Source organism: Bifidobacterium sp. wkB344, from assembly GCF_003688305.1.
GTDB classification, from domain to species: domain Bacteria; phylum Actinomycetota; class Actinomycetes; order Actinomycetales; family Bifidobacteriaceae; genus Bombiscardovia; species Bombiscardovia mizhiensis.
Genome location: NZ_NPOQ01000012.1, coordinates 1 through 12,007 on the forward strand (window position 1 = coordinate 1; position 12,007 = coordinate 12,007).

At 56.7% G+C, this 12,007-nt stretch carries 10 protein-coding genes and 2 rRNA genes; 3 read left to right on the plus strand and 9 right to left on the minus strand.

Annotation, left to right across the window (positions count from 1 at the left end; genetic code table 11):
- Positions 1–389, minus strand: a 389-nt coding sequence (locus CI601_RS03450) for a carbohydrate ABC transporter permease (protein WP_147437933.1), incomplete at its 3' end; no start/stop codon positions are given.
- A 240-nt stretch (positions 390–629) separates the two neighbouring features.
- Here CI601_RS03450 and CI601_RS03455 point away from each other — a divergent pair.
- Positions 630–1,634 carry a LacI family DNA-binding transcriptional regulator gene (locus tag CI601_RS03455; protein WP_121914313.1) on the plus strand — a complete coding sequence of 335 codons (1,005 nt, stop codon included), beginning with the start codon at positions 630–632 and terminating at the stop codon, positions 1,632–1,634.
- 19 nt (positions 1,635–1,653) lie between these two features.
- Here the strand turns inward: CI601_RS03455 and CI601_RS03460 are convergent, their stop codons facing one another.
- The gene (locus tag CI601_RS03460) at positions 1,654–2,991 is read right to left on the minus strand and encodes an ABC transporter substrate-binding protein (RefSeq protein ID WP_024628101.1); all 1,338 of its coding nucleotides are present in this window, start codon (positions 2,989–2,991) and stop codon (positions 1,654–1,656) included.
- A 718-nt stretch (positions 2,992–3,709) separates the two neighbouring features.
- Positions 3,710–4,420 (minus strand): histidine phosphatase family protein, encoded by a 711-nt coding sequence (locus CI601_RS03465; protein ID WP_029676371.1) that lies wholly within the window; start codon positions 4,418–4,420, stop codon positions 3,710–3,712.
- 64 nt (positions 4,421–4,484) lie between these two features.
- Between CI601_RS03465 and CI601_RS03470 the strand changes: the two genes are divergently transcribed.
- Together CI601_RS03470 and CI601_RS03475 are read left to right on the plus strand one after the other, a co-directional pair.
- Positions 4,485–4,850: a DUF4235 domain-containing protein gene (locus CI601_RS03470; protein WP_024628099.1), complete on the plus strand. Its 366-nt coding sequence runs from the start codon at positions 4,485–4,487 to the stop codon at positions 4,848–4,850.
- A 106-nt stretch (positions 4,851–4,956) separates the two neighbouring features.
- Entirely contained in the window at positions 4,957–5,775 is an 819-nt protein-coding gene (locus CI601_RS03475; protein WP_024628098.1) for a nitroreductase family protein, read from the plus strand.
- 214 nt (positions 5,776–5,989) lie between these two features.
- Here CI601_RS03475 and CI601_RS03480 read toward each other — a convergent pair whose 3' ends face one another.
- The 6 genes from CI601_RS03480 to CI601_RS03505 form a co-directional block, all read right to left on the minus strand.
- Complete coding sequence (locus CI601_RS03480; protein WP_024628097.1) at positions 5,990–6,241, minus strand: hypothetical protein; 252 nt, start codon at positions 6,239–6,241, stop codon at positions 5,990–5,992.
- 195 nt (positions 6,242–6,436) lie between these two features.
- Positions 6,437–7,375, minus strand: a complete 939-nt coding sequence (locus CI601_RS03485; RefSeq protein ID WP_024628096.1) for an aldo/keto reductase family oxidoreductase — start codon at positions 7,373–7,375, stop codon at positions 6,437–6,439.
- 68 nt (positions 7,376–7,443) lie between these two features.
- Positions 7,444–8,196, minus strand: a complete 753-nt coding sequence (locus CI601_RS03490) for a tyrosine-protein phosphatase (RefSeq protein WP_024628095.1) — start codon at positions 8,194–8,196, stop codon at positions 7,444–7,446.
- A 197-nt stretch (positions 8,197–8,393) separates the two neighbouring features.
- The gene (locus CI601_RS03495) at positions 8,394–9,059 is read right to left on the minus strand and encodes an SDR family oxidoreductase (protein ID WP_051354186.1); all 666 of its coding nucleotides are present in this window, start codon (positions 9,057–9,059) and stop codon (positions 8,394–8,396) included.
- Positions 9,060–9,363: 304 nt separating this feature from the next.
- A 5S ribosomal RNA gene (gene rrf / locus CI601_RS03500) occupies positions 9,364–9,480 on the minus strand.
- A gap of 169 nt (positions 9,481–9,649) precedes the next feature.
- A 23S ribosomal RNA gene (locus CI601_RS03505) occupies positions 9,650–12,007 on the minus strand; the annotation flags it as partial.

Below are 12,007 nucleotides of genomic sequence, written 5' to 3' on the forward strand. Positions count from 1 at the left end.
CCGTTCAACAACAGCAGCCAGATATACCCCAGGATGATCCCACCGATCAGATTCGGCATGAAGAACACCGAACGGAACACATTCGCCCCACGGATCGCCTTGGTCAGCATATACGCCACCGCGAAACCACACACATTGATGACCAGAGTCGTCACCACCGTGAACGCCACCGTATACACCATCGCATGCCAGAACTCCCTATCCGACAACGCCGCCGCATAATTGCCCAACCCCACAAACCGGGCATCCACCACCGTCGTGAACCGGCAAAAACTCAAATACACACCCATCACAAACGGCACCACAAAACCAACCACAAACGCCAACAACGTAGGCAACACAAACAACCCCCACCACCTACGAATCGACCGACCAACCATCGAAATCATCATTCCCGCCCTCTCATTCGGGACGACACGTCCATTGATGCACACATACGCTTGCTCCTTTGCAAATTGACAGCTCCAGTATCGTTTTCAACACATCGATAGCTCCTTGCAACAACCAAAGACGACATAAGCGGAACAGACAGTATTTCAATCGAGCGCGCTATCATCAGATATCTGAGCACCGCAACGGCATTCAATTGCAGGAGCTGGTCTTGGCTCAGCTTTGACGAGGAGTTATCCATGGAATCCACAATCCAGGACGTGGCCAAACAAGCAAATGTCTCCGTTTCCACAGTCTCTCGATCATTCACTCGGCCGGAACTGGTCTCCGAGCGCACGCGTTCCAGGGTGCTGTCAACTGCACGAAAATTGAACTTTTCGATTTCCCGTTCCGCGACCGCGCTCAAATCAGGCCAGTCCCTACGGGTGGCTGTGCTCATCAACGACCACTTGAGCACCTGGTTCAACTCGACCATCATGGAAGGGTTCAACGCGGTCTTTTCTCGCAATGGGTATGACATCTCCATCTGCCAGATCACCAGTGGCCATGCACGAAGAGAATTCTTTGAAGCATTACCAGTGAAGCGCAACGTCGATGCCGTCATCGTCACCTCCTTCGACATTGAAGCCTCAGAGGTTTCTCGTCTTGCCAGCATCAACGTGCCGATCCTCAGTCTCAACGTTACGGAGGAGAAGGGTTTCATGGCCTCGGTCCGCATTGACGATTTCAATGGTGGCATGCTGTCGGCCAATCATCTGATAGCTCTCGGTCACACTCATATTGCATATGTACGATCAACTCCTGTTGCTTCGCTTCGTTTCAGCGTTCAAGCCAGATTGGAAGGGTTCCTGAGCGCCTGCAGAGCTGCCAAGATCAAACCAACGGTCTTGGCAGCCCCGGCAACCGAAAACCCCACCAGTGCTGTGCTGGCACAGCTGGAAAGCCTGAAAACCAGACCCACCGCAATAGCGGGTCAGGAAGATTCGTTGGCCATACCACTCATCTTCCAGCTGCAACGGTTCGGCATCGCCGTTCCCTCAGACATGTCCGTCATAGGATATGACGACAGCAAATTCGCAGAGGATATCGGCCTGACCACCATTCGGCAGAAGCCTTATGAAATGGCTGTTTCGCTTGCCAAGAAGACCCTGCAGCTTATCGAGGGAAAGAAGCCGGAGAATCCGCATGAGCTGATCCCTCCCACATTGATTCTCCGGTCGTCCACCGCTCCGCTCCAGCGCTGAGACCATTCCTTACAACGAATCAGTGTTTGTTGGCCTGATACTCCTTCGCCCAATTGTCTACGAAGGCCTTCTGGACACCATCCCAGCCGGCAGTGCCCTGGGCATATTCAAGCATGGCGCTTCCGAGATCATCCTTCCAACGCTCCGAAGGCGCAACCGTGAAGCTCCAGCCCACACGCTCATGCTTGGAATCAGAGTCTTTCTGCATAGCGGCGACCAGAGGGTTATCGGTCTTCACCTTGTTGAAAGTCTTAAACGGGGTGGTGAAACCCATATCCTTGGCTATGGCATTCTTGCCCTGTTCTGAAGTAATCATCCAGTCAAGGAACTTCTCGGTAGCCTTGATGTTCTTGGCATCGGCTTTTTTATTCAAGCACCAGTACTGCGCAGAACCGGTCGCCAATCCCTGCTCATGCTCGTTGGGCAAACCCATGTAGATGGGTATCATACCGACCTTGTCGGCATCCATCCCAGCGTTCTGCAGATCAGTCCAGGCCCAAGTGCCGTTTTGATAGAATGCAGCGTCCCCCAAGGCAAATTCAGAGTTCGCATCATCATTCGTCTTGCTGCTGAGCTGCGTGCGCGGAGTGGTCGAATCCGTTAGATACAGGTCAAAAATGTTCTTGAACTGAGGCAGGTAGGTGCCTTTGATGCTGGCCGGCTCCTGCGTGATTCCATCATCTTTGAATTCTCTATCAAGCGCCATGTTGGCCAGGTGAGTGTCATACCGCCAGATGGAGCTCGAGTCAAAACCGGCTGAAGTAAATGCTCCCTTGATACCCAGTTCGTCCTTGTGCTTCTGCATCCCATCAGCAACAGCCTTGAGCTTGTCGAATGAGTTAATGTCTTTGACGGATTTGACCGCTGCACCGCTGGTCTTGGTGTACTTGTCCAGGATGTCCTTGTTATAAATCAAGCCATAGCTTTCTATAACGAAGGGCACGCCTACTGGCTTACCGGTTTCTGCAGATTTCAAGGCGAGGGTCTGATCCTTCATCTGCTTGTAGATTGCCGTATCAGTCAGATCAGCCGTGTAATCCTTCCAAGTCTCCATGTCCACCGGCCCAGAGAGCTGAAAGAGTGTAGGCGGTTCAGACTTGGCAAACTCGGATTTCAGTGACTGCTGATAAGTTCCCGAAGCCGCGGTTTCCACCGTGACCTGAACACCTGTCTGCTTGGTATACTCATCGGCAATCTTCTTCCAACTGTCCGAAACTTCAGGCTTGGAATTGAGGAAATACACCTTCCCTTGATCACTTTTGGCAGCAGTTCCGGAGGCCCCGCACCCGGCAACGGCTCCAAGAGTCATGACTGTAGCCACCGCCGCAGTTATGGCCGTCTTGACCGTATTATTCATCTTTGAACCTTTCCTCTAGATCGCGAGGTGTCCCGCAATCACTTACGCGGCGGCACAGATCAAGCTAAGCTTCATCAACCGCCTGTACTCATAATTTCCCACTTTTCCGATCGAATTGCAAACGCTAGCATTTTATATCGTCTCTCAATTAGGCTTATTAATTGCCCTTAATGATTCATTTCCATTATTTTGCAAAGAAAAATGTGTTCTCTTATACAAACGTTTGCATAATATCTAGAAGAACTCTCTAGATCGGTACGTTATCTTGACGGAGGACTCGCCCAGTCATCATCGACTGCAAAAACGGCACGTCAACATGCAGATCCGATGCAGTCAGGATCCGCGAAACATGCCCACGAGCTATGACAAGGCCACTCTTTCCTCAAATCGATAACGTAATATCATCTCTTTGAGGCTTGGAAACATTGCCCTCGCAATTACTGAGATACACGCTTCTGTATGCCATCCTCAGCGCGCAAAACTGGTCAATGCTTTTGATACCTGTGCTTGCCGAGCCAGCCAGGCGGAGCGCACCGCCGTCAAGATGGCACAAAGCCAGATAGACCAAATATTCAGCATTGAGTCCTTTCCCACGGCTATAGCCTGCCAGGAGTCAGGAGTATGGCATGGCAGTATTGCTTACGTTCGTACCGGGGGAAAGAGCCACGTTGGGGCGCAGGCAGCAAGTCGCGACTAATACAAATAATATTCAGCCCGATCACACGTTCCACTGCCTGAGCACACGCTTGCCCTGGTAGATGCCAAGAACACCATAATGCGCCGTATTCATTCTGAACAGCTGGGCCTTATGGGGATCCAAGTCAAGCCACTGCGTCGTCAGGATGCGCAGGATGTGGGCGTGCGCCACCAGAAGCACATGCCGCCCCGAACACACCAGAGGCTCGAGCCATTCGACAATCCCACGCGCACGGGCAGCTACCTGATCCAGACTTTCGCCCTGAGTCACATGTACGGAAACGGGGCTGCCCGAAGGCAGATCGACCATCCGGTCGCCAGCCAGCTCATCGATGCCCAAAGCATGCGGACCGTCGATCCACAGTTTCCAGTCACGGCCAAGGCTGGCCACCACGTCTTGAGGACGGTGCCCCTCGGCCGGACCGTAATCCCACTCCAGAATCCCATCCATCGGCGCCGGATCAGAGAAACCGGCCAGTTCGGCTGTCTGCCTGGCTCGTTGCAGGGGGCTGGAAAAAATGCAGTCAGGGTCAAATCCATCGGGAAAGGCCTTAGCCAGTCTTTGACCCGCCTCTTTGGCCTGTTCACGCCCTTGGTCAGTCAGAGGGATGTCAGTACGCCCCGTATATTGCCCGGTTTCGCTCCAAACTGTCTGACCATGCCGCAGCAGCACAGCATAGCCTTCGCTCTCGTTCGAGGCATCTTTGCCCGACGTATTCTTCGCAATGTCCATGGATGGCAGTTTAACCCCAGGTACGGTCACGCCCTAAGCACCATGCATGTGGGATAATGAACCTATGACGGACTCAGGACGGGAACCTGGCAGGATGGCCGACCAAGTGGTCGGCATGCTTCATCAGGTGGATAGCAAGGTGAATGACATGCGCAACTCGATCGAATCTGACCCGGAATCGCTGACAGACAAGCTGGTCAAGCTTGCACTTCCCAGCATCGCCGCGCTGTTGGCGGGTAAGCTCTTCCAGGCCTTTTGGAACGAACTGGTCCGCAAACGCAATGGAGGCGTGGACAGCCCTGAAGAGGATCAGGAGAGTGCTACTGACGGTCTTCTCTTCGGCGTTCTGTCGGCAGCCGTTATCGCCTTGGTCTCAGGTCTGTCCGAGCGGGGTTCCCAGGCTCTGATCGACCGTCGTCACCAGCGCTGAGAGCAAGGGACGCTGACTGATAACCAGACCGGTCCAGATAACGCTGATTGCGTGATTTTGACGACAAGGTCTTGCATTGGCAGGCGTTGACGGCCAGAATGTCAAAATGACCTTATCAAATTCACAGAAAACCCCGGCCGCGAATCCGGCCGACAATCCCACCATACGGACCTTGCTTGAACGACGCTCCATCCGCGGATTCACTGACGAACCGGTAGACGACCAGACCGTCGCCCTGCTGGAGCAGGCGGCCCAGCATGCAGCGACCAGCCGGTATTTCCATGAATGGTCGGCCATCAGGGTCACGGATCATGATGAGGCGCTGGCTATCGCGGATATGGCCCATCAGCGCTACGTGGCCGAAGCCCCGTTGCTCTACATCTTCCTCGCCGACCAGCGCCGCAATGCCGATCTGGTCCGACGATTCGCCGATGATCTGGAACCGGATACCACTCTGCTCAACTCCGGTTATGTCTTCCTGCAGTCGCAGAACGATGCGGTTCTGGCCCTGCACGCCATGGAGACCGCAGCCAACGCCCTGGGCCTGGGCGGAGTCATTCTGGGCAGTGTCATCAATGATACGAACAGACTAATCGATCTGCTGAAATTGCCCAAGCTGGTCTACCCGGTGCTGGGTCTTGCCATTGGCCATCCGGCCCAGGATCCGGATCCCAAGCCCAGGATGCCCCGTCAAGCGCAAATCTTCACCAACACCTATCAGCGGGCCGACGATGATGCAGACATGAAGGACGCCCTGGCTGACTTCGATCAGACGGTCACCCGCTACTATCGCGACATACGGCACCTGGATGATCCCCACCGTTCATTCAGCGCCATGATGACTGACAAGGTTCGCAACCCTGCCTCCGGCCATGAACCCATGCTGGATTCGATCCGCCGACAGGGCTTTGACCCAGCCTGCTAGGCAACGAAGTCCCTGCTGGCCAGACAACTGTAAGGCTCACCTGAGAAGTTCACCAGTCCAGTTCACCGGCCCTAGGCGAGCAGACAAAACCCAATCGGCCCCAAGCAGTGAGATCAGCGGAATCCGATCTTGCTGCCTGGGGCCGTATGGATCACCTCTGCGATCATCAAGAATGCCAAGTCGAACGCTAGAGCTGCAGAGGCAATGACTGCCCCTACCGACGGCGGGGTTTATACCCACGTTTGCGACTATGCGGTTTCAGAGTTCGCGAGCCCGTCCTCATACGCTGGTAGGAGCCCGGCTCATGGCTGGTCAGATGCCAGTTTCCACAGTAATCACAACGGTAGACCCACAGAAGAACGTTGCGTTCGACCATGCTGCGGTCGGCGGCCTGCTGGGCCTTGGCCCGATCGTGATACATGATCTTGGACGTAGCAGCGCAACGTCGTGGGGTGAAATAATGCATGACAGCGTACGACTACCTCGAAACCGATCTGACTATCCTTCTGTACACTTTTGCACTCATAGCGCCCAATGCCCGATCGGGCAGGCCCTGCCAGATGACACATCCGAATGATGCAAGATCAGACTGGCAGGGCGCAATCCTTCATAACCAGAAGCAGTTAAAGACGGGCGGACGCGAGCGACTCTAGAGCACGGATCAGGGCAGGTCGTGACCGGCGCTCAGGTAGAGGTCGTACCATTCCTGAGCGGTCAGATCCACATCCGCGCCGGCGGCCATCTGCGTGATGCGCTCGGGGTTCATGGATCCCAGAAGCACCTGTATGCCCGCGGGATGCCGCAGAATCCAAGCCACAGCAATAGCGCTCTTGGCTACCTCATGCTGTTGAGCCAACTTGTCCAACTCTGCATTGAGCTCGGGATAGCGGGGATTGTCCAGGAAGACACCATCGAAGTATCCAGTCTGGAAGGGGCTCCAGGCCTGAATGGTCATGGACTTCAGCCGCGAATAGGCCAGAAGACCACCATCATGGTCCAGGCTGGGATCGTCGCCCATATTGACATGAATCTCCTGGTCGACCATGCCGGTGTGCCCCAGACCGAATTGCAGCTGGTTGACCTCTAGGCGCTGGCTTACAGCGCTCTGCAACAGCTCCACCTGCATGGGGTTGACGTTGCTGACGCCGAAGTGCCGAACCTTTCCACTGGATTGCAGTTCATTGAAGGCTTCGGCCAGATCGTCCAAGTCGACCAGGGTGTCGGGGCGATGCAGCAGTACGAAGTCGACATGGTCGGTCTGCAGGTTGACCAGCTCTTCATCCAGGGCCTTCAGCAGGTGATCCTTGGAGAAGTCGTAGCGGGTGATCTGATCGCTATCCGGGTTGCGGAAAATGCCGAACTTGGTCTGGATGCCCACGCTGTCCCGGTCTACGCTCAGATCTTTCAGAGCCTGTCCCAGGGCTCGGCTGCTGGCTCCGGCATGGTAGCAGTCTGCTGTGTCGAAGAAGTCCACGCCCGCATTCATGGCAGTCTCCACAATGGTCCGCGCTTCCTCGCGGCTCTTCTGATCGATCCGCATGACCCCCAGGGCCACACGGGAGGCCCGGAACCCTGACCGTCCTAAGTTCATGTATCGCACAATGTCCTCCTCGCAATTGACGTCTAGGCTCGAGTCTACCCGTACCGGCTACCTCCAGCCTTGTGCGGCTACTCCAGCAGGTTGCTGCGCAGTGCCTCCACATGGTCCGGTCCGAACCCTAGAGCCTGCTGGGCATAGGTGAAGACATCCCCGTAGGCCTCGACCATGGTTTGTTGGGCATGGGCCAGGTATTCTTTCTTGACGCAGAGCGCAATCTGTAGTGCATCCAGTGAATCCTGGTCGAAGCCTTTGGCTCGAAATTGGTCCAGCAGTTGATTGTTGGCCACGACCCTCTCTTGGTTGGTCTTCAGATAGTCCGCAAATACATGGGTGTCGTCCACTTCCAGCAGCCAGAGCACCAGGGCCGCGGCGAACCCGGTCCGGTCCTTGCCGGCAAAGCAGTGGAAGAGCGTAGCCCCCTGGATGTTGTCCACGACGATTCGCAGGAACTTCCCATACCCCTGCTGGGCCGCAGGGCTCATGACCAGGTCATGGTAGACATTCAACATGTGGCCGTTGACCTGATCCGCTAAACCCAGCGAGGCGAAATCGTCCAGGCTGGCGCCGTTGGTACCACTTTGCTCCAGCAGATCAATGTTGGTAAAGGTCACACCATCGATCCTGTCGTCAGGACTTTCCTGTCTCTCAAAGGGCCGGCGAAAGTCCACGACCTGCGTCACCCGGTAGCGGTCGACCAGTTCCCTCTTCGTATCTTCGTCCAGACCCACCAGCTGTCCTGATCGGATGAACTTGTAGGGACGAACCCGGCGGCCGTGGATGGTCCGAATGCCCCCCAGATCACGAAAATTGGTGATGTTCATTAACGACCTCCTTAGGCTGCGCCCAGTCCCCACGCCAATCCCGCCTTTATAAAGGTCACTGGGACGCAGTGCGCCAGCGCGCAATCAACAGCAAGAACCAACAAGCAATGCAACCAAGGTACCATCACCGTTGCTGTGCAGACACGCCATAGTCTCGCGGCAGAAGTTTCTTGTGAGGGCTTGGTTGGTTGGTGTTGTCACTGCTCTGCGGTCAGGGCCTGTTTGATTGGTGTGCCTCCCCCGATGATGTTGTAGATCTTGCCTGAGGTCTGGGGAAGGTCGACGCAGTCGGCCAGGCATTGTGCCACGTCGGGGATCGGTATGGGCCCGGGGCCGTCTGGTTCTACCTGGATGGCTCCTGTGCCGGTCTGTTCGGTCAGGCTGCCTGGCTCGATGATGGTGTAATCCAGTCCGGAGCTGATCAGGTACTGGTCGGCCATGTTCTTGGTCACGTAATAGTCAGCCAGGGCGTCGATGGCAGGTTTGACCTGGGGCTGCTCCCAGCGCAGCCAGTCTGCTGCATACATGGCTCCCAGCATGACGTACCTGGTGATGCCAACCTCTTTGGCGGCCTCTATGGTCTTCATGGCTCCCAAGGCGTCGATCTGGTTGATGTCCTTGCCGCGTGAGCCTGCAGTGAAGACAACGGCATCCGCATGCGTCTTGCGGAATGCGTCGGTTACCTGGGAGAGCGGGTCATGCAGATCCAAGGTCACGGGTTCCACCTGCTGGCTGTCGTGAATCTTCGAGGCCCCTCGTGCGCAAGCGACCACTTCATGGCCGGCTTTGACCAGGTCCTCGCAAGTCAATGCGCCTACTCTGCCCGTGGCCCCTACAAGAATGATTCTTTTGCCCATGCTCATCCGCTTTCTTCGTATCCGTGTTTGTTCGCCTGATTTGGCTGCCTTTCATTCTAGATGTCCTGGACCAGAAACGACAGGCGGCGAAGTGGGCGACGGTTTTGACATCAGTGCTCTCTGGGTTCAAATCGCAGACTGCGCAAGTGCGAGGCGACCTTTGGTATTCAGCCGAACTGCGTTTGATTGTTTCCCTCACGGCTTTGTGCAGGAAGACAGGAACAATAAAGCATTGGTCTGAGCCGAATATGAATATGGGAGGCATCCTCAGGAATGTTCTCCTGAGGATGCCTCCCATATTCAAGTGTAATGGCGGCGGTGTGCTACTCTCCCACACTCTTCCGGGTGCAGTACCATTGCCGTGCTGGGTCTTAGCTTCCGGGTTCGGAATGGGACCGGGCGTCTCCCCCAGGCCATGACCGCCGCGAATCTTCAATTCTTCCGACCCTGCCGGGCCGGGGTCTCCTGGCGGTTTGGGGACCGGATGGTGGACGCGTGTTCCGATTGTCTGATCGCCTGTGCGTGTTCGTGTTCATTGCCGCAGGCATGTGTTCCGCAGTCGGGTTGATGCCGCCACCCCCCGCAAGGGGGTGGATGGTGTGTTGTCTTCGACCATTAGTGCCGGTCGGCTCCGCCCCTTGCGGGGTGTCCACGTCCGGTCTATCGACCATGTGTTCTGCATGGGGTCTTCAGAAGCCCGAAGGCTTCATGGAATCCTTATCTTGGAGGGGGCTTCCCGCTTAGATGCTTTCAGCGGTTATCCCATCCGAACGTAGCCAACCGGCCGTGCCGCTGGCGCGACAACCGGCATACCAGAGGTTCGTCCACCCAGGTCCTCTCGTACTATGGGCAGGGCTCCTCAAGATTCCAACGAGCGCAGAGGATAGAGACCAAACTGTCTCACGACGTTCTGAACCCAGCTCGCGTGCCGCTTTAATCGGCGAACGGCCGAACCCTTGGGACCTGCTCCAGCCCCAGGATGCGACGAGCCGACATCGAGGTGCCAAACCATCCCGTCGATATGGACTCTTGGGGATGATCAGCCTGTTATCCCCGGGGTACCTTTTATCCGTTGAGCGATGCCGCGTCCGTACGCCGGCACCGGATCACTATCTCCGACTTTCGTCCCTGCTCGACCCGTCGGTCTCGCAGTCAAGCTCCCTTGTGCGATTGCACTCAACACCCGATTGCCAACCGGGCTGAGGGAACCCTTGGGCGCCTCCGTTACTCTTTGGGAGGCAACCGCCCCAGTTAAACTACCCGCCAGGCACTGTCCCTGGCCGGGATGACCGGCCGAGGTTAGAGGCCAGATGAGGACAGAGCGGTATTTCACATTCCGGCTCCACGGATGCTGGCGCACCCGCTTCGAAGCCTCCCGCCTATGCTACACAGTCCGCACCTAACGCCAATACCAAGGTATAGTAAAGGTCCCGGGGTCTTTTCGTCCTTCTGCGCTTAACGAGCATCTTTACTCGTACTGCAATTTCGCCGAGCTCCTGGTCGAGACAGTGGGGAAGTCGTTACGCCATTCGTGCAGGTCGGAACTTACCCGACAAGGAATTTCGCTACCTTAGGATGGTTATAGTTACCACCGCCGTTTACCGGGGCTTGAATTCACCGCTGCCCCCTCCGAAGAGGGATGACGGATCCTCTTAACCTTCCGGCACCGGGCAGGCGTCAGTGCATATACAGCGACTTACGTCTTCGCATGCACCTGTGTTTTTGGTAAACAGTCGCTACCCCCTGGTCTGTGCCGCCCCCACCGGCTCCGCGCGCAAGGCGCCTCACCGGCAGGGGCCTCCCTTATACCGAAGGCACGGGAGTGATTTGCCGAGTTCCTTGACCAGGATTCGCTCGATCGCTTTGGTATACTCTACCTGACCACCAGTGTCGGTTTAGGGTACGGGCGGCGCCACTCCTCACGCCGAAGCTTTTCTCGACGGAACGGCACACCGGATTCGGGGCACAAGACCCCCCATCATCACACCTCGCGCTCATGCCGGGCGGATTTGCCTGCCCGACGCGCCGCATGCTTGACCACGGATAACCACCACCGCGGCCCGGCTCCCGTTCCGTGTCACTCCCGCGCTACCCGCCACGCATCCACACGCCGGTCCCATGCCATCGGACGGTCCGAAGACCATCACCCGACACGGGTAAGGGCACGCTTCCACGTCTTGGATTGGACGGCTTGACGCCGGTAGGAGAATATCGACTCCTTCATCCATTCGACTACGCCTGTCGGCCTCGCCTTAGGACCCGACTCACCCGGGGACGACGAACGTGGCCCCGGAACCCTTGGTCATCCAGCGGACGGGATTCTCACCCGCCTCTCGCTACTCATGTCTGCATTCTCACTTCCACGCGGTCCACGGCCGGCTCACGCCGCCGCTTCGCCCCACGCGGAACGCTCTCCTACCCAGCACAGCAAACTGCGCTGCCGCGTCTTCGGTGGCGTGCTTGAGCCCCGCTACATTATCGGCGCGGAACCACTAGACCAGTGAGCTGTTACGCACTCTTTCAAGGATGGCTGCTTCTGAGCCAACCTCCTGGCTGTCTATGCGACTCCACATCCTTTCCCACTTAGCACGCGCTTAGGGACCTTAGACGACGATCTGGGCTGTCTCCCTCTCGACGACGGAGCTTATCCCCCGCCGACTCACTGCCGCGATACACCTCACACGTATTCGGAGTTTGGCTGCTGTCGGTACCCGATACGGGCCCTCAAGCATCCAGTAGCTCTACCCCATGGAGGCACTCACGCGACGCTGCACCGAAATGCATTTCGGAGAGAACCAGCTATCACGGAATTTGATTGGCCTTTCACCCCTAGCCCCAGGTCATCGGCCCGGTTTTCAACCCAGGTCCGTTCGGTCCTCCACGCGGTCTTACCCGCGCTTCAACCTGCCCAGGGCTAGATCATCCCGCTTCGGGTCCAGGACACGCGACTGGAA